General features: G+C 64.1%; 21 protein-coding genes. 7 read left to right on the top strand and 14 right to left on the bottom strand.

The features are described 5' to 3' along the window. Positions 1-71: 71 nt before the first annotated feature. From QCE63_RS08985 to QCE63_RS08975, 3 genes are all read left to right on the top strand, one after another. The gene (locus tag QCE63_RS08985) at positions 72-2009 is read left to right on the top strand and encodes a response regulator (protein ID WP_309832393.1); all 1938 of its coding nucleotides are present in this window, start codon (positions 72-74) and stop codon (positions 2007-2009) included. Between the two features lie 141 nt (positions 2010-2150). Then, positions 2151-2627 (top strand): VOC family protein, encoded by a 477-nt coding sequence (locus QCE63_RS08980; RefSeq protein WP_309832392.1) that lies wholly within the window; start codon positions 2151-2153, stop codon positions 2625-2627. A 26-nt stretch (positions 2628-2653) separates the two neighbouring features. Next, positions 2654-3127, top strand: coding sequence for a VOC family protein (locus tag QCE63_RS08975; protein ID WP_309832391.1), 474 nt, complete (start codon positions 2654-2656; stop codon positions 3125-3127). 7 nt (positions 3128-3134) lie between these two features. Here the strand turns inward: QCE63_RS08975 and QCE63_RS08970 are convergent, their stop codons facing one another. After that, positions 3135-3950 carry an ABC transporter permease gene (locus QCE63_RS08970; protein ID WP_309832390.1) on the bottom strand — a complete coding sequence of 272 codons (816 nt, stop codon included), beginning with the start codon at positions 3948-3950 and terminating at the stop codon, positions 3135-3137. Next, positions 3947-4639 (bottom strand): ATP-binding cassette domain-containing protein, encoded by a 693-nt coding sequence (locus QCE63_RS08965; RefSeq protein ID WP_309833744.1) that lies wholly within the window; start codon positions 4637-4639, stop codon positions 3947-3949. Before QCE63_RS08965 ends, QCE63_RS08970 begins: the two co-directional genes overlap by 4 nt. A gap of 134 nt (positions 4640-4773) precedes the next feature. Between QCE63_RS08965 and QCE63_RS08960 the strand changes: the two genes are divergently transcribed. Then, a complete protein-coding gene (locus tag QCE63_RS08960) occupies positions 4774-7137 on the top strand; it encodes an AsmA family protein (RefSeq protein ID WP_309832389.1) in 2364 nt (787 codons plus the stop codon). A gap of 14 nt (positions 7138-7151) precedes the next feature. Here the strand turns inward: QCE63_RS08960 and QCE63_RS08955 are convergent, their stop codons facing one another. The 8 genes from QCE63_RS08955 to QCE63_RS08920 all read right to left on the bottom strand — a co-directional run bounded on the left by QCE63_RS08955 (position 7152) and on the right by QCE63_RS08920 (position 13695). Continuing rightward, complete coding sequence (locus QCE63_RS08955; protein ID WP_309832388.1) at positions 7152-7586, bottom strand: hypothetical protein; 435 nt, start codon at positions 7584-7586, stop codon at positions 7152-7154. Next, positions 7583-8683: a hypothetical protein gene (locus QCE63_RS08950; RefSeq protein ID WP_309832387.1), complete on the bottom strand. Its 1101-nt coding sequence runs from the start codon at positions 8681-8683 to the stop codon at positions 7583-7585. The genes QCE63_RS08955 and QCE63_RS08950 overlap by 4 nt, the downstream gene beginning before the upstream one ends. A 277-nt stretch (positions 8684-8960) precedes the next feature. Beyond that, positions 8961-9251 carry a hypothetical protein gene (locus QCE63_RS08945; protein WP_309832386.1) on the bottom strand — a complete coding sequence of 97 codons (291 nt, stop codon included), beginning with the start codon at positions 9249-9251 and terminating at the stop codon, positions 8961-8963. Positions 9252-9390: 139 nt separating this feature from the next. Next, complete coding sequence (locus tag QCE63_RS08940; protein WP_309832385.1) at positions 9391-9633, bottom strand: DUF2795 domain-containing protein; 243 nt, start codon at positions 9631-9633, stop codon at positions 9391-9393. Between the two features lie 42 nt (positions 9634-9675). Beyond that, positions 9676-9942: a hypothetical protein gene (locus tag QCE63_RS08935; protein ID WP_309808442.1), complete on the bottom strand. Its 267-nt coding sequence runs from the start codon at positions 9940-9942 to the stop codon at positions 9676-9678. A 228-nt stretch (positions 9943-10170) separates the two neighbouring features. Then, on the bottom strand, positions 10171-11907 hold the full coding sequence (locus QCE63_RS08930) for a ClcB-like voltage-gated chloride channel protein (RefSeq protein ID WP_309832384.1): 1737 nt from the start codon (positions 11905-11907) through the stop codon (positions 10171-10173). 190 nt (positions 11908-12097) lie between these two features. After that, positions 12098-12901, bottom strand: a complete 804-nt coding sequence (locus QCE63_RS08925) for an aldo/keto reductase (protein ID WP_309832383.1) — start codon at positions 12899-12901, stop codon at positions 12098-12100. Between the two features lie 59 nt (positions 12902-12960). After that, the gene (locus tag QCE63_RS08920) at positions 12961-13695 is read right to left on the bottom strand and encodes a glutathione S-transferase family protein (RefSeq protein WP_309832382.1); all 735 of its coding nucleotides are present in this window, start codon (positions 13693-13695) and stop codon (positions 12961-12963) included. A 202-nt stretch (positions 13696-13897) separates the two neighbouring features. On the opposite strand from QCE63_RS08920, the gene QCE63_RS08915 reads away from it, so the two are divergent. Next, on the top strand, positions 13898-15139 hold the full coding sequence (locus QCE63_RS08915; protein ID WP_309832381.1) for a cystathionine gamma-synthase family protein: 1242 nt from the start codon (positions 13898-13900) through the stop codon (positions 15137-15139). A 54-nt stretch (positions 15140-15193) separates the two neighbouring features. Here QCE63_RS08915 and QCE63_RS08910 read toward each other — a convergent pair whose 3' ends face one another. From QCE63_RS08910 to QCE63_RS08895, 4 genes are all read right to left on the bottom strand, one after another. Further along, the gene (locus QCE63_RS08910) at positions 15194-16132 is read right to left on the bottom strand and encodes a DmsC/YnfH family molybdoenzyme membrane anchor subunit (RefSeq protein ID WP_309832380.1); all 939 of its coding nucleotides are present in this window, start codon (positions 16130-16132) and stop codon (positions 15194-15196) included. Positions 16133-16151: 19 nt separating this feature from the next. Then, positions 16152-16886 (bottom strand): 4Fe-4S dicluster domain-containing protein, encoded by a 735-nt coding sequence (locus tag QCE63_RS08905; protein ID WP_309832379.1) that lies wholly within the window; start codon positions 16884-16886, stop codon positions 16152-16154. Positions 16887-16897: 11 nt separating this feature from the next. Then, complete coding sequence (locus QCE63_RS08900) at positions 16898-19828, bottom strand: molybdopterin oxidoreductase family protein (RefSeq protein ID WP_309832378.1); 2931 nt, start codon at positions 19826-19828, stop codon at positions 16898-16900. Between the two features lie 67 nt (positions 19829-19895). Next, a complete protein-coding gene (locus tag QCE63_RS08895) occupies positions 19896-20972 on the bottom strand; it encodes a YeiH family protein (RefSeq protein WP_309832377.1) in 1077 nt (358 codons plus the stop codon). Between the two features lie 113 nt (positions 20973-21085). Here QCE63_RS08895 and QCE63_RS08890 point away from each other — a divergent pair, with 113 nt between their 5' ends. Next, a complete protein-coding gene (locus QCE63_RS08890) occupies positions 21086-21976 on the top strand; it encodes a LysR family transcriptional regulator (RefSeq protein WP_309832376.1) in 891 nt (296 codons plus the stop codon). Between the two features lie 139 nt (positions 21977-22115). After that, positions 22116-22937 (top strand): TIM barrel protein, encoded by an 822-nt coding sequence (locus QCE63_RS08885; protein WP_309832375.1) that lies wholly within the window; start codon positions 22116-22118, stop codon positions 22935-22937. Positions 22938-22962 lie beyond the last annotated feature (25 nt).

Below are 22962 nucleotides of genomic sequence, written 5' to 3'. Positions count from 1 at the left end.
CCCTGTCCGCGGTGTTCCGCCGCTTCGCGCACCCGTCCCCGCACCCGACTTCCGGCGAGGACGTCTAGATCATGCAGCCCTTGCATCTGCTGCTCGTCGAAGACAACGCACTCGATGCGGAGTTAACGATCGCCCAGCTCGAGCGCGCGGACTACGCGGTCGAGGCGTCGATCGTCTATGACTCCGCGGCCTTTGTCGCCGAACTCGAGAAGAAGCGTTTCGACGTGATCCTCGCCGATTTCGTGATGCCCACGTTCTCGGGCATCGAGGCGCTGACGATCGCGAGCGAGCGCACGCCGGACACGCCGTTCATCTTCGTGTCGGGGCTGCTCGGCGAGGAGCATGCGGTTGACATGCTGAAGCGCGGCGCGACTGACTACGTGCTGAAGCAGCGCCTCCAGCGCCTGCCCGCCGTCGTGCGCCGCGCAATGCGCGAGAGCGCCGAGCGGGCGCAGCGGATCGCCGTGGAACGCGCGCTGCGCGAGACCGAAACCCATTTCCGCCTGCTGATCGACGCGCTCAAGGATTACGCCGTCATCACGCTCGACCCGGAAGGGCGCATCCGCACCTGGAACGCGGCCTCGGAGCGCATTCTCGGTTTTCCGGCGCAGGACGTGCTCGGCCAGTCGGCGGATATCTTCTATAGCCAGGAAGACCGCGAGACCGGCGTGTTCGACACGGAACTGAACACCGCGCGCCGCGAAGGCAGCGCCAGCGACGACCGCTGGCTGTGGCGCAAGGACGGACATTCGTTCTTCGCCTCGGGCGTGACCACCGCGATCCGCAGCGAGCATGACGAACTGATCGGCTTCTCGAAGATCGTGCGCGACGCCACCGATGCCCACATGGCCGCCGACGCGCTGCGTCTCGCGAAGGATCAGGCCGAATCGGCCAACCGCGCCAAGGACCATTTTCTGGCGGTGCTGTCGCACGAACTGCGCACGCCGCTCACGCCGATTCTCGCGGCCGTGCGCCTGCTCGAAATGAAGCATGCGCTGCCGCGCGAGGCGCATCCGACGCTCGACCTGATCCGCCGCAATGTCGAACTGGAAGCGCGCCTGATCGACGATCTGCTCGACCTCACGAGCATCGCGCGCGGCAAGCTCTCGCTGAATTTCGCGAACGTCGCGCTGGACACGCTGCTGACGAGCGCGCTCGACATGTCCGAAGCCGACCTGCGCGCCAAGGGCCTCACCCTCAAAACATGCTTCGACGCCAGCCGCTTCGTCGTGCTGGGCGACGCCGCGCGCTTGCAGCAGATCGTCTGGAACCTGATGAAGAACGCGGTGAAGTTCACTCCGGCGAATGGCCGCATCGAGGTGCGCACCTGGAACCCGGATCCCGCGACCATTTCGGTTTCGGTCATGGACAGCGGCATCGGTATCAGCGCCGAGGCGCTGCCGCGCATTTTCTCGGCGTTCGAACAGGCCGACGACTCCATCACCCGTTCGTTCGGCGGCTTGGGACTGGGCCTGGCCATCGCCAGTACGCTCGCGCAGAAGCACGGCGGCACGTTGTCGGCCTACAGCGAAGGCCGCGACAAGGGCGCACGCTTCACGCTCACGCTATCGCTCGCGCGCGTGCAGCCCGAGCATGAGGACGCGCCGCGCGTCGAGGCGGCGCAGCAGGAACACAGCCGCGCGCTGAGAGTTCTGCTGGTGGAGGACAACGAGCAGACGTCCTCCGCCATGGCCGAAGTGCTGGAAATGCTGGGCCATCAGGTGACCGTGGCCATCACGGTGGCGGAGGCGATCGGACATGCGAAGCGCGCGTCATTCGATCTGCTGGTCAGCGATATCGGCCTGCCGGACGGCAGTGGACTCGACATCGCGCGGGCCTGGACGAGCCTGCAACCCGACAAGCCTTCCGTCGCCATCACGGGCTATGGCATGGACGAGGATATTCGCCGTTGCCGCGAAGCGGGCTTCCTCGATCACCTGACCAAGCCGGTCAATTTCTCGCGGCTCGAAGGCCTGATTCAATCGCTGGCCGAGCAGTCTTCGAAATAGGCTATTGAGGCGCTCCGGCGCGGCGTGAAATTTCTGCGCCGCGTCTGCGCGTTCATGTCGATTGACGCCTGCGCCGATCGTTGTAGGGTGTGAGAGCGCCGCCACTGCCTGGCGCGCCTCGTCCACTTTCACGGAGCCGACATGTCCTCTTCTGCCGTTGAACCCATCCCTCCGGGCATGCATTCGCTGACCCCGCACCTGTGCTGCGCGGGCGCCGCCGACGCCATCGACTTCTACAAGCGCGCGTTCGGCGCCGTCGAAATGGGCCGCATGCCCGGCCCGGACGGACGGCTCATGCACGCGATGGTCAAGATCGGCGATTCGATGCTGATGCTGGTCGACGAACATCCCGAGTTCGGCATGCTCGGGCCGAAGGCGATCAAGGGTTCGCCGGTCACGGTGCATCTCTACGTCACGGATGTCGACGCCACGGTCAGGCAGGCGGCCGAGGCCGGCGCGAAGGTGACGATGCCGGTCGCCGACATGTTCTGGGGCGACCGCTATGGCCGTCTCGAGGATCCGTTCGGGCATCAGTGGTCGGTCGCGACGCACAAGCGCGACATGAACCCGGAAGAGATGAAGGCCGCGATGGAAAAGGGCTGCGCGCCCGGCCAATGACCCCATTCGAGAACGGAGACCCGCAGATGGACAAGATCTCGCCGTGCCTGTGGTTCAAGGGTAACGCGGAAGAAGCCGCAAACTTTTACGTCGCGACTTTCAAGGGTGCGCGCATCACCGACGTCATGCGCCATACCGAGGCCAGTCCCGGCCCTGCCGGCAGCGTGCTCGCCGTGCTGTTCGAACTGGAGGGCGAGGCATTCATGGCCTTGAACGGCAATTCGAACTTCGACTTCACGCCGGCCGTTTCGATGTTCATCAAATGCGATACCCAGGACGAGATCGACTATTACTGGGACAAGCTGATGGACGGCGGCAAGTCGATGGCCTGCGGCTGGCTCACCGACCGCTACGGCGTCGTGTGGCAGGTGGCGCCGAGGCGTCTGCTCAAGATGCTGCAGGATCCGGATGCGGAGAAGGCGAACCGCACGATGCGCGCGATGATGGACATGATCAAGCTGGATTTCGTCGAGCTGGAGCGGGTGTACAACGGCGCGTGACCGGCCATTAAGCGGTGCGCTTGCGCGGGCGGCGCTCCACGAGTTTCGCCGCCATGAAGCGGTGGTCCGCCGCAAAGAGCCGCCGGTAAGTCATCACGATCGCGGCGACCACGCCGAGCCCCGAGGCCGCCGCGATCAGGAACATGATGACGATCTGATAGCGCACCGCCTGCAACGGCGACTGTCCGGCGAGCACCTGGCCGGTCATCATGCCAGGCAGGCTGACGAGGCCGACCACCGCCATCTGGTTCAGGGTGGGAATCATGCCCGCGCGCACGGCCTGGCGCGCGGGTCCTTGCGCCGCTTCCCAGCGGGTTGCGCCGAGCGCGAGCGACATCTCCACGGCAGCGCGCCCGGCGGTCAGCTCCTCGGTCATCCGCTCGATGCCCAGCGATACGCCCGTCAGCGTATTGCCGAGAATCATGCCGAGGATCGGAATCGCGTATTGCGGCTCGTACCACGGATGAATGCGGATCACGACGAACAGCCCGAACGCGCCGATCAGCCACGAACTGCCCCAGATCGACAGGATGCTGTCGACGCGCTGTCCGGCATAAGTGCGCCGTCCGCGCCCGGACGCCGCGAAACCGGCGATGACGGTCATCAGCGCCATCAGCGGCAGGACGACATACCAGCGGTTGAAGGCAAAGACCCAGCCGAGCACGTAGCCGATCAGCAGCAATTGCACGACGGTGCGCACGGCCGCGATGGCGAGCTTGCGTTCGAGCCCGAGCTTCAGCGCGACGGACAACGCGCCATTCACCACGATCAGCAAGGCCGCGAGGCCAATGTCGATGATCCCGAGATTCTGATAGCCGTTCATCGCAGGTCGCCTCCGAGCACGCCGGCATTCATGGTCAGGTGACGCGTGGCGACGCGCCGCGCCTGTTCGGGATCGTGCGATACCCAGATGCAGGCGCGGGCGGCGTCGGCATCGAACCAGGCGGTCACGAGCGCTTCAATCGAACGCGCCGAGGCCGGGTCGAGCGAGGCTGTCGGTTCGTCGAGCAGGAGCACATCGGGCGCGAGTTGCAAGGTGCGCACGAGCGCGGCGATCTGCGCCTCGCCGCCCGACAGCTCGCTGGCGGACTTGTCGAGGAAATCCGCGGCGCGTCCGGCCGCTCGCGCAAGCCTCTCGGCGACGTCACGATCGAAACGCACATCTCGATAGGCCTTGAGCATGAACGGGTAGCGCAGGTTGTCCTCGACGGTGCCGTCGAGCGTCGCGGGACGTTGCGCGATGTAGGCGACGCGCCGCCGGTACGCCGGAATGCGCGACCGCGCGATGCGCTCGCCGCGCCAGGTCACGTAGCCCTCGTCGGACGCGTCGAGCAGCGCGAGCGTGCGCAGAAAGACGCTCTTGCCGGAGCCGGACGGCCCGGTGATCGCCGCGCGCTCGCCGCCGTACAGCGTGAAAGCGGTGGGCTGAAGAAGCGTCGTGCCTCTCGCGGCGTCGCGCCGCGTGACGCCGTGTGCAGTGACGAGTTCGGTGGGCGATGTCGCTTCGGGCATCGGATGCATGTGGGAAGGGTGGGTGGAGATCGACATCTTACGGATAATCAGCGTGCCTTCAGCAGGCCTGTGCATGCGCGCCGGGCACATTATGTGCTGCCAAACCGGATAACGATAAAACGCATGGAGAGGTCATGGTGCAGGCTGGAGCGACCCGCAAAATCGGCAAGATTGCCGCTTGGTTCTTTGGCATTCTGGCGGTGCTGATTGCGATCCTGGTGGTCATTTTCCTGACCTTCGACTGGAACCGGCTGCGACCGTGGGTGGACGACAAGGTGTCCGAGGCCATCGGCCGGCGCTTCGAGATCACCGGCGACCTGAGGGTCGGCTGGCACCGCCCGCCGAACGAGACCGGATGGAAACGTTGGGTGCCATGGCCGCGCTTTTCGGCCGAGAAGATCACCATCGCGAATCCGGACTGGACGCGCCAGAAATTCTTCGCGACGCTCGATGAAATCGACTTCCAGGTCGCCGTGCTGCCGCTGCTCGCGCATGACATTGTGATTCCGTCGATCAACCTCGTGAATCCGTCCATCGACGTCGAGCGGCTCAAGGACAAGCGCAACAACTGGACCTTCAAGTTCAAGCAGTCGAACGAACCGTCCACCTGGAATCTCAAGCTCGGCGACATCTCGCTCGCGAAGGGCGCCGTGAGCCTGCGTGACGAAGTGACCAAGGCCGACATGCAGGCTGTCATCGATACGCTCGGCCAGCCGGTGCCTATCGGTGACGTCATGAAGCAGCAGGAAGCAGCGTCTGCGAAGTCTTCTGCGGAGATGGTCGGCAAGAGCGGCGCGGCCAAGCTCAACAAGCAGGCGGATGCGGCGGCGGCTTCCGAGGCGTCGGCGGCATCGGCGGCGTCTGCTGCTGCGGCGGCGAACGCATCCGCGCCCAATCCGGCAAGTACGTCGGCCAACACCAGCATCACCACCAAGGAAGGCCCGAAGCCGCCCGTGCCGCCCTATGCGTTCGGCTGGACCGTGAAAGGGACCTACAACGGCGGCAAGGTGTCCGGCGACGGCAAACTCGGCGGCGTACTCGCGGTGCAGGACGCGCAGCGGCCGTTCCCCGTGCAAGCCGACGTGCGTCTGGGCGACACGCATATCGCTTTTGTCGGCACGGTGACCGATCCCGCGCATCTCGCGGCGCTCGACCTGCGGCTGTGGATCCAGGCCGTCAGCATGGCGCATCTGTATCCGTTCACCGGCGTGACGCTGCCCGAGACGCCGCCGTTCGCGACCGAAGGGCGCCTCACCGGACAATTCCGCGAAGACGGCAACGGGTTCCATTATGAGAACTTCACGGGACGCGTGGGCGGCAGCGACATCAACGGTTCGCTGGTCTATGCCGGCAAAAAGCCGCGTCCGCTGCTGCAGGGCGAACTGGTGTCGCACCTGTTGCAGTTCAAGGATCTGGCGCCGATCATCGGGGCGGATTCCAACGCCAGCAAGGCCAAGCGCGGCGAGACGGAGAAGCAGCCGTCGTCGAAGGCGCTGCCGACCGAGGAGTTCAAGACCGACCGCTGGAAGTCCATCGACGCCGATGTGAAATTCACCGGCGAGCGCATCGTCAAGGACCCGGATCTGCCGATCACGAACCTCTACACGCATGTGGTGATGAACGACGGCGTGCTCTCGTTCGAGCCGCTGAAGTTCGGCGTGGCGGGCGGATCGCTGGCATCGAACATTCACCTCGACGGCAGCGCCGCGCCGCTCAAGGGACGTGTGTCGGCGCAGGCGCGGCATCTGAAGCTCAAGCAGCTGTTCCCGACCAACAAGACGATGCAGTCGGCGCTGGGTGAAATCAACGGCGACGCGGCGTTGTCCGCTACAGGCAATTCGCCGGCGGCGCTCGCGGCGACGTCGAACGGCGAGGTGAAGGCATTGATCACCGAAGGCACGGTTAGCCGGCTTTACATGGAGGCGGCCGGGTTGAATGTGGCGAACGTCGTGTACGAGAAGTTGTTTGGCAAGCGCGATGTGAGCATCAACTGCGCGGCGGCGGATTTTGTGGTGACGGATGGAGTGCTCGATTCGCGCGTTTTCGCGCTCGATACCGACGATGCCGTGATCAACGTCGATGGCACGATCAACCTCAAGACCGAAGCCATGGATCTCGGGATTCATCCGCACACGAAGGGCGTGCGGATCTTCTCGCTGCGCTCGCCGCTGTATGTGAAGGGCACCTTCAAGGATCCGCATATCGGCGTGAGTCCGGTGCTGGCGATACGCGGGGCGGCGGCGGTTGGATTGGGGCTGATCAATCCGTTTGCTGCGCTGATCCCGCTGATCGCGCCGAGCAACAACAAGCCGCTGCCGTGCCAGCAGATGCTTGCGGACATCGGCAAGGCGCCGACCGCGCCGCCCGCGGGGCAGAAGGAGAAGGCGAAGGCGGCGCCGGCTTATATGTCGTCAGGGGCGGCGGCGAGTGATCAAGGCTCGAAGAAGAAGCCGGCGGCGCCGGTGGGGGCGAGTGCGGCGCAGTATAAGGGGAGTTGAGGGGGCTTCCTGGTTTATTCGGAGCGTGGTGGAAGCCGCTGGGAGCGCGGCTGTGCGGTGGTATGTTCCAGAAATTTATGCCTCGGGCCATACGCGGTGATTTCGATATATTCCGCTACGCGCGGCTCGGCGGGTTGTCCGTTCTTGTCGGCGGAGACGGTCTCGATTTCAACGACGGGAACACACCACGCAGCTGCGCTTCGGTCGGCACGCTTGCCTTCACTGTCGAAACAAAAGAAGTTGAATGAATCTTGATGGTCTGCGGCGCGCAACTCTTTGCTGGTTCCATTCCATTCGTACTTCATGATGATAGTGCCGGGATGAGGTTGGGAAGCGTCTTGAGCGCCGGGGAAGTCGGATCGTTTCATATGTCGTGAGTTCGGTTTGGCAGTGCTCGCGCAACCGCCGAGTATGAAAGTGGCAATGGCGAAAATTGCGAAGCGCTTCATCTTGTCTGTTCGTCCAGATAGCGGTAACGAGCCGGATAATTCTCGCGGCCTCGCGCCTCGCAGGGCGAACCCAGACTGGAGAAATACATATTCACGGACTCCGCAAAGTCCTCCTTTTCGTTTCGGCGAGCATAGTCGGAAGGGGCTTTTCCATCCTGTGCCATTGCTTCGACCCATTCTTCTTTCTTCGTCACATCCTCCCACAGCGTTTGGCTCCATAGATGGCCGGTTTCATGACTCATGGTGCTATCGACGTAAGCTTGCGGGTTCTCGCGCCAGTCCTTCCAAGGAAAGAAGGCAACCCCTTGTGCGACATTGGCGGTGGCAGCCGATGAGAAATTCGCATCTCTGCATTCCTCGCGCCAATCAGCATCTTTTGGATTCGGCTTCGGATTCACAGAAACCTTGCTCAAGTGCTCGTATTGCTTCGGTGCAAGCGTTTCGAGTGCTTTGACTACCTTTGTCCCGCTTGGAAGGGCATAGCCGGCGGGAGCGTTGCTAACGGTTTCAAAGATATCTACGGCGCGCCCGTTTACCGTGGTGCGTTGCAGGAACGCAGGACTGGGTCCTCCGCCCGGAAAATCGAATCTGGCCCATTCCGTCGATACCACCTCGACCCGATTGGTATGCCTGTATAACTCCGCGGGTGCGTCTATGCGACCGCGCGACCCGTCCAGGTACGAGCAATCTAGACGCGTGCCCATCCCGGTTCGGAGCTTCGAGGCATCCAGCGGCGGCGCGATGCCGCGCTCGGCGCGCTTCCATAGCTGCGAAGGGGTGTACGTCCTGGAGCGCGGCGGTGGCAAGCTTTCGCCACGAGCGAAGGCCTGTGTGGGTGGGTTCCGTTCGACCTGTAACTCGCCGGACAGAATCGCGCGCTCGATGTCTTCGTATGCGTCAAAGCGTTCCATCCCATATACATCGATAAGCGCGCATAACTCGGTCATGACGGCGAGGTCCGTCGACCACTCTGTACGCCGGTGTAGAAACACATCGGCATCGATGCTGCCAGCGCGGTTTCCGAATGAACGCTGATGGCAGTCAAGACGCCGGCGTATGGTGAATCCGAGGTCTCTTAAATAAACTTCGTATTTCATTCAGATTCCTAATAACATGAGCGATGCGACTTATGTCGAGCCAGAGAGAGAGTGCCTAATCCGCGGCTCCAGAAATGGCGATGATGCAGAAGGCTTGAGGATAGCTCTTGCCTCGTTTCGACAAGGCGCGAGATAACCACGTAATTCGTCTTGCAAAACGGGCTTGACGCGCTCGCTCGTTCAGCACGAGCGAGACGCGGGTTCCGCTTTGCTACAGGCTTCCAACCTGTCCCGCTGCGCATGCATCGAGACTTCGCAGAATAGGACAAACCTGTTTTTAATTGAGGGTTTCGGTTTGTGAAATTGTGTCGGGCACGCGCACGATCTCCTGCTTCATGGCAGGTAGATGAAGATCGACATGCGGGGAGTGAGTCAGCCGTTTCCGCTTCGCGCAAAGAGGCGAAGCATTAGAAGATTTCCACAGCCACCGTGGAAAGGCCTGTGGAAAACCGCTGGGTGACTGACCCAGCCTTTTGAATTCGTTAGGAAATTCAGACGTGATGCGGATCGAACCACGATCGTCACCAACTAAACCTGCAGGAGCGGCATCAACCTGCAGGAGCGGCAAGGTTCAGTGCTGTCCTTCGAGCACGTCGTACAAATCGTTCGAAGTCAAAGACTTAGACCGATCCCCCGGCTTTTTCAACAGCGCTGTCCACAGAATATGTGGATAAGTCAGGCTTCGTTTGCACCACGTGCACCCGCAATCAGATCGAAAGCCCCGGCCCGCCATTGCTGCCCAGCAACTGCTCGACCGAATCCGCGTCCGCATAATCCTGCTCGGGCAGTCCGTCGAACAGCGTGACGACATCGTTGCTGACACCGGCTTCGCGCGCGGCATCGACGATGGCCTCCTTGTTGGCGGGATACTTCACGAGGCGCAGCACTTGAGCGATCTCATCATCGATCGGCTCGTCGTTCAAGGCGTGTTTGGCGTGCGTGTCGGTCATTGCGCGGGCTTGATGAATTAACGATTAGAAAGAAAACAAGCGTCAGGTCTGCACCTGTACCGGCTGGCTTGCCATGCCGTGATTCGGCGTCCGCGACTTCGGCAGCGGCACGTGACGCCAGCGCGCATGATCGAGATCTTGCGCGGCGACTTCAGGCGCCGGCGGCGCAACCGGGGCGACGTTGACGCGCAAGGCGGCGCGTGTCGCGGTGGCGGCGGCGGTGGATTCGTCGGTGGAACTCGTATGCAACGGCGCGGCATAGCACGAGACCGACACCAGGGCCATCGACAACAACGTTGAGGTCTTCATCGGGCAACCCCTCCTCACGTAGGCAGCGAAGAGCATTAAGCAAAGCCTGTGCCGATGCTCGCATGACCTGCCTGGCCGGCGCGTGGGCCGCCTGAGCGGAGTGCGCGCGGGCGCGACGTGCGGGCGTCGCGCGGACGTACTTCGAGTGAAATGTGAAGTGGACCCGGCCCGCGCGCAGGACGCATGCAAGGGGAGCGCCGCGCCACAAAATTGCATGGCTGCGCAGTTTCAGCGCGACGTCGGGTTCAGACGGAAGTATGCGTCCAGCAGCGAGGTTTTGTACACGACCCCCAGCAAGAGCGGCTGGCTCTTGTTCTCGACCACCGGCAGCCGTTCGCCCTGGAACGCGAGGAAGTGCTGCAGCGCCTCGCCGAGCGACATGTCGGGCATGAGCACGTCGAATTGCGGCTGAAGATAGTCGGCGGCGGTCTTGGCTTCCGTGTCGTGCTCGTCGAGCAGGTCGGAGGTGATGTCCTTCAGCGCGACCACGCCCCGAAAGCGCCCGGCTTCATCGACGACATACAGGTACTTCACCGGATACTCGAGGAACACCCGCGTCATGTCCTTGATGTTCGCCGTGAGCGGCACGACGGTATCGGCGGGCTTGACCAGCTCGCGCATCTGCGTGGCGGCCAGCCGCACGCGTTCCTTCTCCTCGCGATTGCGGCGCAGCGTGACTTCGTACATCGAGGTCTGTTCCGACGTGCGCGCAATGAAGTACGCAATCACGCACGACAGCATCAGCGGCAGCATCACCTGATACGAGAGCGTCATCTCGAAGATCATCAGGATGGCCATCAGCGGGGCGTGCGTGGCGGCGGCGAGGAACGCGCCCATGCCGACCATCGCGTAGGCGAAGGGCGCCGAAGTGGCATGCGGCCAGATGGCGTGCGCGCCGATGCCGAACAGGCAGCCCACCACCGCGCCGAAGAACAGCGTCGGCGTGAAGATCCCGCCGACCGCGCCCGAACCGGCCGTGGCGGCGGTCGCGATGATCTTGAAGAGCAGCAGCGTGAGCAGCGTGGTCCAGGTCCACTGCTCGTGCAGCAGTGAATTCACGACCTCATAGCCGTTGCCCCAGACCTCGGGCCACCAGATCGAGATCACGCCGACGATCAAACCGCCCGCCGCAAGCCGCACGGGCAAGGGCCACGGCAACATGGCGAAGCGCTTCTTCGAGGCGCTGAGCAGCCGCAGGAATTGCGGCGCGAGCACACCGCAAAACAGGCCGAGCACGACGAAGAGCAGCACTTCGACGCCGGTGACGGCGGGGAAGACCGGCATCTCATACGGCGGTCGATAACCCGCGAACTCGCGCATCGTGATGTTGGCGACCACCGATGAGACGACGATGGGCCCGAAGCTTTCCATCGCCATGGAGCCGAGCACGAGTTCGGTGACGAAGAAGGCGCCGGCGATCGGCGCGTTATAGGCCGAGGTGATCCCGGCGGCCGCGCCGCACGCGACCAGCAAGCGCAGGCGCGGTGGATCGAAGTGAACCCAGCGGCCGATCAGCGATGACACGAGCGCGGCGAGCTGGACCATGGAGCCTTCGCGGCCGATCGAGCCGCCGCTCGAAATGGTGATGAGCGAGGACAGGCTGCGCCAGAAGCTCTGCCAGACCGGCACGACGCCATCGCCGATGGTCACCGCTTCCATATAGTCGGTGCTGGCGTTCTTGTTGACGCGCCGGCGGGCGATCAGCAGGCAGAAGCCCGCGATGAGACCGCCCGCGGCAGGCAGCAGCACGCGCACGGGCCAGGGCAGACCGAGTGCGAGCGCCACGAGTCCTTCCGAACGATTGCCCAGCAGATGTTGCAGGATCTCGATGCCTTCGCGAAACAGCGCAGTGGCGAACGCACCGGCCACGCCGACCACGACTGCCCAGACGAGCATCGTATGCGAGTCCGACAGACGAAAGAGCCGTTGGGCGCGGGTACGGAGCCTGAGCAGGAACGAAAGCACTTTTACGAAATCGTGGAAAGCTTAGAAGGAAATGGAATAAGGACGCCCGCAAGGATAGCATCGCGACGGAGGTCTGCGGGCTTCGGAACGTGTGAAGAGGCGTCGCGACGAATAAAAACGCCCGGCGAACGAGTCAGCCGGGCGCTTGTGCACGGGTGCTACGCGTGGCGGCGTGTGCCGCGCATCGCTGTCACCACTTCGGCGCGAACGAAGGATTGGCGTTGCGCCGGCCTTCGTCGAGGGCATCGATCTGGGCGATGTCGTCGGCGTCGAGCTTGAGCTTCTGCGCGTCCCAGTTGCTTTGCTGATGCGCCGGATTCGTCGATGCCGACAACACCACGATATCGCGCGCCAGCAGCCACGCAAACGTGACCTGCGCGGGCGTGACGCCGTGTTTCGCGGCGATCGCCTTGAGGGTCATGTCCTTGTGCGCGCGGCCTTCGCCGAGCGGCATGTAGGCCGTTACCTTGACGCCGGACTTCTGCGTCGCATCGACGAGCGAGCGGTTCGCGAGGAACGGGCTCACTTCGATCTGATTCGTGACGATGTCTTTGCCGCCCGGCGCCGCGAGCGCTTCTTCGAGCAGCGGCGCGGTGAAGTTGGACACGCCGTAATGGCGGATCAAACCCAGTTGCTGCGCTTCCTGCAGCGCCGCGAGCGTTTCCGCGATCGGCACCGCGCCCTTGGGCGACGGCCAGTGGACCAGCGCGAGATCGATCGTGCCGATGTCGAGTTTGGTATGACTGTCCTTCAGACTGGCGATCAGCGCGTCGCGCGACAGCCGTTCCCACCAGACTTTGGTCGTGACCCAGACCTCGTCGCGCGCGATGCCCGAGTCGCGCACGCCCTGGCCCACGGCGGCCTCATTGTTGTAGTACTGCGCGGTGTCGATATGGCGGTAGCCGATATTGAGCGCGCTCTTCACGGCTTCGGTGGTTTTGGCGGCATCGACGCGAAACGTGCCGAGACCGAAGGAAGGAATCGTTTCGATCATGCTGGCTCCTTGCTGAGTCGAGAGTGAATGGGCGACAGGCGCGCGTGGGTCGTCGTGGCTTACGCGTCCTGATCGAGTTCGGGATAGTGCCTGAAGATGCCGGATTCGTTGAACGGAAGACGCCGGTCCGAATCGACGTAAGCGGCAATGTTGGGCCGCTGCAGCACGGCATCGTGCAGCGCCGCGACACGCGGATAGTGCTCGCCGAAGCGCTTCATCGCGCGCGGAAACGCGTAATGCAGACCATCGACGATCTGGAACATGGACAGATCCACATAGGTGGTCTGCTCGCCGATCATCTGCGTGTCGCCTGCGGGATTCTGCCTCAGCACGCGTTCGAAATAGCCCATGAACTTCGGTACGCGCTTGTCGAGGAAATTCTGCGTGCGGATCTTCGCGGCGTCCTTCTGATCTTCATAGTAGAGGTCGGTGGCCAGCGGATGATGCGTGTCGTGCACTTCGGCAACGAAATCCGCGATGGTCAGCTGCAGGCCATGCGCCGCGTAGCGCAGGCCTTCGTCCGGCGGCGCCAGGTCCAGCTTCGGACCGAGATAGAGCAGGATGTTCGCGACGTGCGGCACGATCAGATCGCCGTTTTTCAGGAACGGCGGTGCGAAAGGGATATGCGGCTCGGTCTTGCTGTCGAGGATCTTCATCATCGCGTTCATGCCGTAGCCGCTTTTCTTCGATTCGCGCGCGACCTCGATGTAGGGCACGCCGGCGTCTTCCAGCGCCAGCCGGACGAATTCGCCGCGGCCCTGCAATCCGTCCCAGTAGTGGAGTTCGTAAGGCATGAGTGTGGGCTCCTTGTCGGGGAATGCCGCGCCGGTGTTGACGAGCGAAGCAGCGTTGGTCTGCCTGATCAGAAAAAGCGCGCGAATGGCGCGGACGGAGGAACAGGCGAGCAACATGCGTACCCGTAAGCCGTGTATGCCATGAGCGGCTGAAGATCAGGCAAAATCGATGGTTTCGGATCGACTCGCGAGCGGAGAAGTAATGGACAAGCAAGGTTTCACCACAGGCATCGTTCACGGCGACAGACAGCCCGGCGCGGAACACGGCGGCGTGCGCCAGCCGATCCATACGTCGGTGCAGTATGGATTCGAGCGCGTGGAAGATCTGATCGGCGTGTTCCAGGGCACGAAGAAGGGCGGCTTCAACTATGCCCGCCAAGGTACGCCGACCACGGCCGCGCTGGAGCGCAAGATCACGAGCCTGGAGCAGGGTGTCGGGTCCATCTGTTTCGGCACGGGCATGGCCGCGATCTCCGCAGTGTTCCTGACGCTGCTGCGCGCGGGCGATCATCTCGTCTCCAGCCGCTACGTATTCGGCAACACAAACAGCGTGTTCGGCACGCTCAGGACGCTCGGCATCGAAGTGACCACGGTCGATGCCACCTCCGCTGAAAACGTCGCGAACGCGATCAAGCCGAATACGCGCATGGTGTTCGTCGAAACCATCGCGAATCCGGGCACGCAGATTCCGGATCTCGAAGGCATCGGCGCGCTGTGCCGCGAGCGCGGTCTCGCCTATGTCGTCGACAACACCATCACGTCGCCCGCGCTGTTCGTGCCGAAGGCCGTGGGCGCGAGCCTCGTCGTCAATTCGCTGACGAAGACCATCGCGGGGCACGGCGCCGCGCTCGGCGGCGCGGTGACCGATACCGGCCTGTTTGACTGGAGCACGTATCCGAACATCGCCGACGATTACCGCGGTTCGGCGCCGAAAGAACAAGGGCTGTTGCAGGTTCGCAAGAAGGGTTTGCGCGACATGGGCGGCTCGCTTTCGTCGGAGCAGGCGCATTCCATCGCGATGGGCGCGGAGACGCTGGCGCTGCGCGTCGCCCGGTGCAGCGACAATGCGCTCGCGCTGGCGCGCTTCCTCGAAGGGCACGAGGCGATCGGACGCGTGTTCTATCCGGGGCTCGAGAGTCATCCGCAGTATGCGATCGCGCAGAAGCTGTTCAAGGGCGCGTCCTGGCTGCTGTCGTTCGAACTGCGCCGCGCGGACCGCATGATCGACTTCGTCAATGCGCTGAAGCTGCCGATCAAGGCGACCGGACTCGGCGACACGCGCACGCTGATCATCCCGGTTGCGCCGACCATCTTCCACGAAGCCGGCCCCGAAGTACGCAAGTCGATGGGCATCTCGGACGGCATGCTGCGGCTCTCGGCGGGCATCGAGGATACCGAGGACCTGATCGCCGACTTCGATCAGGCGCTCAAGCTGGCCTTGTAAGCCGATAACGCGTGCCTTCCCGGGCACGCGTTATTTCTGCCGCGGATCAGCCGGTCACGAAGCCCGCGCGTAATAGATGTTCTGCGGATGGCGCGCTTCGGCGAAGAAGAACCACCGTTCGGCCACGAGCCCCAGGTACTGCGTGACGAAGGCCACGCAGAACAGCGCGGCTGACTGCGAGCCGATGCCCGCGAGCATCAGCACGAAGGGCACGCCGAACGCGCCGATCAGAAAGGTCCACTTGATACGGCGGATCGCCTGTACGGTCTGTCCATGGAAGAACTCGCGCAGGTTGAAGGCGCCCGCCGTGAAACCGCGCGATTTCTGCACCACGTTCGGCCCCTTGATGCCTGTCGCGCTCTGCACGGTGGACTTGGGTCGCAGACGCGCATTGCGTTGCAAGGACGCCACCCGCGCCACACACCCCGCGAGCGTCAGCGTGCACGCGCAGGCCGCGAGTCCCGCCGCGAGCGACGGTGCGAGCCACGCGGCGCAGGCGCTGGCGAGCGTGAAACCGGACGCGCAACCGAGCAGCACGAAGTTGACCAGGGTGAGCGGCGTTGCCCATTCCTGGAGGAACCGCAGGCACGCGTAGATCATCGCGGTGCAGACGAACAGCGCGGCCGCCGCGAGCACGCCGATCAAGCCGATGGCCAGCGACCACGTCGCGCCGAGCCAGTGTGCGACACCGTAAAGCGCGGCGCAGCCGAGAAAGGCCGGCAGGCACAGGCATTCGCGCGAGAGCCACGAGGTGCGCCACATCGCGATGGCGCGCCACGCGCGTTCCGGATGGCCGAGATGAAAGAACGACGCGATCAGCCCGAGGCCGCCGAGCGCCACGGCAACGGCCGCGCCGGTGATGAAGAAAGTCTGCGACGGCCCGGCGAATAAGCCGATGCGCGCCAGCAGTTCCACGCCGACGAGCGCGATCAAGAGGCCTTGCGCGGCGCCGCTCAGGGTCGTGAGGAACACGACAGAAAACGCGGGTTTCATGAGGATGCTCCGTGAGGGATCAGACGCGGGCGGCCATGGCGGCCAGATTCAAATCGCCGTGTGCTTCGAACGCGTCTTCGTCGGCGGCATTCGACTTGCCATCCGACTTGCACCCGCACGAACCACTGCCGCATGCATTCACCGGATTGCGCGGCAAGTAATGATTCGCGGGCTTCGTGTCCCATTCGGGCATCAGCTGATAACCGCCGCGTTCCTCGATCGCCTTCGACACCACCGACTCCGGATCATGAATGTCGCCGAATAGCCGCGCCGAGGTCGGGCACGCGAGCACGCAGGCAGGCTTGCGGTCGCGCTCGGGCAGCGCCTCGTTGTAGATGCGGTCGGCGCACAGCGTGCACTTGGTCATCTCCTTGCGTTCTTCGTCGAGTTCGCGCGCACCATAGGGGCACGCCCACGCGCAGTACTTGCAGCCGATGCACTTGTCGAAATCCACCAGCACGAGCCCGTCTTCCTTGCGCTTGTAGCTCGCGCCGGTCGGACAGACGGGTACGCACGGCGGGTCCTCGCAGTGCAGACACGATTTCGGGAAGTGGATCGTGTCGGCGAGCGGAAATTCGCCTGATTCATAGGTCTGCACGCGGTTGAAGAAGGTGCCGGAGGGATCGGCGTCATAGGGGCGCTGATCCGCGAGGCTGCCCGCTTCGCCGGAGGTGTTCCATTCCTTGCAGCTCGTCACGCAGGCGTGGCAGCCGACGCAGACGTTCAGATCGATCACGAGGGCCATCTGGGTCATCGGAGTCTCCTTCAGTTGCCCGGGTTGCGCTTCAACGCGTTGCGCAGGCGCGCCGCGAACTCGCCGCGTCCCGCGAAGTAGGTCTGCACGACGCGCTGCACCGGCCCGGCCATGCCCGGCGCGGGACGCATCGGCGGGAATTGCGGCAAGGTGTTCTGCGCGTCGGCTTCAGCGGGATAGACCCGCACGCGCACGTCGTACCACGCCGCCTGTCCCGTGATCGGGTCCGAATTGGAATAGCGGGCGCCGTCGCGCTGCGGGTCGGGGATTTCATCGGTGATGAGGTGATTGAGCAGGAAGCCGCGCTGCGATTCGTTGGCGTCGGCGCTGAGACTCCACGCACCCGAGGCCTTGCCGATCGCGTTCCAGGTCCACACGGTGCCCGGCTCGACCGCCTCGCTGTAGCGCGCCATGCAGCGCACCTTGCCCCATGGCGATTCGACATAGATCCAGCCGCCGTCCTCGATGCCGTTCGCCTGCGCCATGCGCGGATTCATGTACAGCAGATTCTCGCCATGAATCTGCCGCAGCCACGCATTCTGCGAATCCCACGAGTGATACATCGCCATCGGGCGTTGCGTGACGGCGGCGAGCGGGTAACGCTCGAGGTCGGTCGTGTCGCGTTCGAGCGGGGCATACCAGAAAGGCAGCGGATCGAAGTACTGCTCGATGCGCGCGCGCAGATGGTCCGGCGGCTGCCGGCCCTTCGTGCGTCCCTGGGCGGCAAGGCGGAATTTCTGCATTACGTCGGAATAGAGCTGGATCAGGATCGGCGTATCGAACTTGCGGAAGCCCTTTTCAACCGACCACTTCAGATACGGCCCGTTCTGGCCGCGCATGTACTGGAATTCCTCGGGCATCGTGTAATGGAAGACGCAGTCGTGCTTCGCATACTCTTCCCACTGGTTCGGATTCGGCTCGCCGACCAGCGCGTCCTGGCCGTCCTTGCCGCGCCAGCCCATCAGGAAGCCCACGCCCGAGCCCGGCGCGGTCTGGTGATTGACGATGAAGTCGGGATAGTCGCGATACTTGCGCGTGCCCTCGGGCGTCGTGAAGGCGGGCAGCTTCAGCCGGCTGCCCAGTTCGACGAGCACTTCCTGGAACGGCCGGCACTCGCCGGTGCGCGGCACGACCGGCACGCGCACGGAATCGCACGGACCGTCGAACTCGGAGATCGGGCGATCGAGCATCGACATCGCGTCGTGGCGTTCGAGATAGGTCGTGTCGGGCAGCACGAGATCGGCGAACGCGGTCATCTCGGACTGAAACGCATCGCAGACCACGATGAAAGGAATCTTGTATTCGCCGCTCGCGTCCTTGTCGGCGAGCATCTTGCGCACTTCCATCGTGTTCATCGACGAATTCCAGGCCATGTTGGCCATGAAGATCATCAGCGTGTCGATGGGATACGGATCACCGCGCCAGGCGTTCGTGATGACGCTGTGCATGACGCCATGCACCGCGAGCGGATATTCCCACGAGAAGGCCTTGTCGATGCGCACCGGCGTGCCGTCGTCGTGAATGAACAGGTCCTCGGGCGCGGCGGGCCAGCCGAGCGGGCCGCTGGCGAGCGGCGTGTTGGGCTGGACCTGGTCGGGATGATTCGGCGGTTTCGCGGACGGCGGCACCGCGCGCGGAAACGGCGACTTGTGGCGAAAGCCGCCCGGCCGGTCGATGGTGCCGAGCAAGGACATCAGCACCGCGAGGCCGCGAATCGACTGGAAGCCGTTCGAGTGCGCAGCGAGTCCGCGCATCGCATGGAACGCGATGGGATTGCCCGTCACCTGTTCATGCGTCTTGCCCCAGGCATCGGTCCAGCGGATCGGCAGGCTGATCTTGTGATCGCGGCTCACCTGGATCATTTCGGCGGCGAGACGCCGGATGGTCGCCACGGGAATGCCGGTGATCTCCGCCGCCCACTCCGGCGTGCAGGACGCCACCTGCTCGCGCAACAGCGCAAAGGACGGGGCGACAGGCGTGCCGTCTTCGAGCGTATAGCGGCCGTCGAGCGCGGGCTCGGCGTCCGGCGCGTGATGCGCGACCGCGCGGTTCGTCTTCGTGTCCCACCACAGATGATTCTGCGGAAACAGCTTATTGCCCTCGGGCGCGTTCGCATCCTCGACGAACAGGCCGAAGCGTTCGCTTGCCTCGTTCATGTCGAGCAATTCGGCCGCGTTGGTGTAGCGCGTGACGAACGCGTGGTCGTAGGCGTCGGCGGCGATCAGTTCGTGGATCAGCGCCATGAAGAGGGCGCCGTCGGTGCCCGGGCGGATCGGCACCCATTCGTCGGCGATGGCCGCATAACCCGTGCGCACCGGATTGATGGCGATGAAGCGTCCACCCGCACGCTTGAACTTCGAGATGGCGATCTTGAGCGGGTTCGAGTGATGATCCTCCGCCGTGCCGATCATGAAGAACAGCTTCGACTGGTCGAGATCGGGCCCGCCGAACTCCCAGAACGAGCCGCCCATCGTGTAGATCATGCCGGCCGCCATGTTGGCCGAACAGAAGCCGCCGTGCGCGGCGTAATTGGGCGTGCCGAAGTTCTTCGCGAACAGGCCGGTGAGCGCCTGCATCTGGTCGCGTCCGGTGAAGAGGGCGAACTGTTTGGGATCGGTGGCGCGCAGATGCGCGAGACGTTTCTCGAGCGTGTCGAGAGCCACGTCCCACGATACCGGCTCGAACTGCGCCTCGCCGCGCAACGCGCCGGGCTTGCGCATCAGCGGCTGGGTGAGACGCGCGGGCGAGTACTGCTTCATGATGCCCGACGCGCCTTTTGCGCAGATCACGCCCTGGTTGAGCGGATGGTTCGGATTGCCGTCGATGTAACGAACCTCGCCGTCGCGCAAATGCACGCGGATGCCGCAGCGGCATGCGCACATGTAGCACGTCGTGGTCTTGACATCGAGCGTCTCGTTCTGGGTGCGAGCGCCGTGTTCCATGACTGCTCCTTCAAAAAGCGATATCGCGCGATGGGGAGTTCGCGCGATGGGTGCTGCAACAGCCCGGTCAGCCGAACAGATGCTCGACGCCGAGGGTGATCGCGAGACCGCCGAAAACGAGCCATGCGTACAGGATCGCGCCGGTAGCGAGCGCACGCGGGCCGGCCGCGCGAATCTGTGCGAAGCGGGTTTCCATGCCGAGCGCGGTCATGGCCATCGTGAGCGCGAAGGTATCGAGCATGTTGATGGTGCTGGTGGCGGCATCGGGCAGGACGTGCAGCGAGTTCACGACGACCAGCGCGAGAAAGCCGAGCGCGAACCATGGCACCGCGATCTTGCGCTTGCCTTCGCTCTGGCCTTGATCCGTGCCGGCGTTGCGCGAGCGGCTGATCCAGAAGCCGATGGCCAGCAGCACCGGCACCAGCAACATCACGCGCGTCATCTTCACGATGGTGGCGATGTGGGTCGCTTCCGGGCTGACATTGCTCGCCGCGCCGACCACTTGTGCGACTTCATGGATCGTGCCGCCGAAGAACAGGCCTGCGCCGAGTGTGTCGAGATGCAGCCAGCCGGCATTGAGCGCGAGCGGATAGAGGAACATCGAGAGCGTGCCGAACAGCACGACGCTGCCGACCGCCATCGCGCTCTTGTGCGGCTTGGACTGCAACGTCGATTCGAAGGCGAGCACGGCGGCCGCGCCGCAGATGGCGCTGCCGGCGGCGGTGAGCAGGGCGGTGTCGCGGTCGAGCTTCATCAGCTTCATGCCGGCCCAGGTGCCCACGACGAGCGTGCTGACGACCACCAGCACCGACACCGTGAAACCCGCAGCGCCGACCTGCGCGATCTCCTGCAGGCTCACGCGCAGGCCGAAGAACGCGACGGCGATGCGCAACAGCTTGCGCGCCGAGAAGTTGACGCCGGCGGCCCAGCTGTCGGGCATGCCGTGGCGGAGCGCATTGCCGTAGAGCGCGCCCGCGATGATGCCGACGATCAGCGGACTGATCCCGAGTCCCGCGATGGCAGGCACGGCGGCGAGACGCGTGACGGCGGCGGCAAACAGCGCGACGAAGAGAATGCCGTTGAGCTGTCCGCGGGTGGAAGACGCGGCGGGTGCCAGAGGCGAGGCGGACGGGACCGTGGACATGGAGGGTCTCAAGGATAAGTAGGAGTCGATGGGCTAATCCTATTCTCGATATATCAATATGAAAAATCGTGATTTAGAATGTCAACTATCGAATAAACGGATAGTTTGGAGCGATGACCCCGGAACAACTGATAACGTTCGCGACCGTGGCGGAGCACGGCAACATCAGCCGCGCGGCGGTGGCGCTTCATCTCTCGCAGCCGGCGGTGTCAGGGCAACTGCGGCTGTTGCAGGACGAGTTCGGTGAGCCGCTTTATCAGCGCGACGGCCGCGGCATCCGCTTGACGGCGGCCGGCGAACAGCTGCTTGGGCACGCGGAACGGCTGCGTGAAACGTTCGCCCAGGCCCATGCGCTGCGCGACGCGCTGCGGGGGCTCGAACGCGGCACGCTGCGCATCGGCGCCAGTACGACGCCCGCCAGCTACCTGTTGCCCTATCTGATCGCCGCGTTTCACAAGCGCTATCCAGACGTCGCGGTGACGATCATCGATGGCAATACCAGCGACATCGTCGCGGCGCTGGGCGCGCTCGACATCGCATTGGTCGAGGGCCCGGCCGGGCAGGATCTGCCGCTTGGCACCACGGTGACGTCGTGGCGCGAGGACGAGATCGTCGCCATCGCGCCAAAGGGGCATCCGCTCGCGGACGGCCGCGAGTTCGTCACGCTCGACGAACTGGGCGCGCAGCCTTTGGTGCTGCGCGAGCCGGGTTCGGGCGTGCGGCTGATCGTCGAACGGGCCTTCGCGGAACATGGCGCGCCGATGCGCGCGGCGCTCGAAATCGCGGGCGTGGAGGGCGTGAAGGAAGCGGTGCGAGCGGGCATGGGCATCGGATTCGTCTCGGCGATGTCGATTCGTCACGAGGACAGCGCACTGCAACGACTGCGCCTGGCGCCTGAACCGTTGACGCGGCGTTTTTCGATTCTGCTGCCGCATGCCGCCACGCCGTCGCGCGTTGCCACGCGCTTCCTGCAGCTATGCGAGGAGCCTGGGTTGATCGGCTAGGGAATTCCACTATGGCGCGTCTCCCGCACTCTGACGCACCATTCGCTCTGAATCAGGACGCTTCGGCGTCTTTTTTGAAAAGTGTTAATGGAACCGGTTCCAATCGTGTGAATGGGCCGAAATTGATAGTGGGTGGTATGTGAATCAGTTTTCTCGGCGGGAAGCGGCTCCGGAAGTGGTAATCGTCGCGAGCGCGTTCGGCGCGGAGGCGATTCGCCGCGATGGTCACGCCGTCTGGGCCGGCGCGGCGGCGCGGGCAGGCGCGCACGGTTTCGAAGTGCGCCGCGAGCTGTTCGCAAGCGATGCCGATGTGCAGCCCTCCGTGCTCGCGCGGCTCGGCGCGCGGATTCGCGCACAGGGTTTGTGGGCCGTCTATTCAACGCCCGCCAGCTTGTTCCGCGACGACGGCGCGTTCGATTCAAAGGCGCTTGCTCTTGCGATCGAAGAAGCCGCGGCGCTGGGCGCGCGTCTCGTGAAGCTGCAACTCGGCGGCACGGAGCAAGCAGTCGCGACGGACGGCGTCACGCTGGATCAGTTGCTGTCGGGCGTCGCGACGTCGCGGGCGCGCGTGGTGGTCGAGAACGGACAGCTGAAGGCTGGCGGCACGCTCGGCGTGTTCGAAACGCTGTTCGCCGCACTGCCGCGCCAGAGCGGCCTCGCGATGACGTTCGACACCGGCAACTGGCAGTGGGCAGAACAGGATTCGCTCGATGCCGCCCGGCGACTTGCGCCGCATGTCGCCTATGTGCATTGCAAGGCGGTGATGGGCGAAGGCGGGCGCCGCTTCGCCGCCGCGCCGGCTGATGGCGACGCGCGTTTCGCGACGCTGCTGGCGAGTTTGCCCGGCGACGTGCCGAGAGGCATCGAATATCCGTTCATGGCCGGCGCGGACATCTCGCTCGCCGACGATGCCGCGCGGCAGGTTGCTCGCATCGGCGCATTTGCGCGGCATTTTGAATAACGCATTTTGCATTCAACGTTGCATT

The organism is Caballeronia sp. LZ065, assembly GCF_031450975.1.
Classification (GTDB): domain Bacteria; phylum Pseudomonadota; class Gammaproteobacteria; order Burkholderiales; family Burkholderiaceae; genus Caballeronia.
The sequence above is the reverse complement of the archived record's forward strand: the minus strand, read 5'-3'. Positions and strand labels throughout refer to the sequence as shown.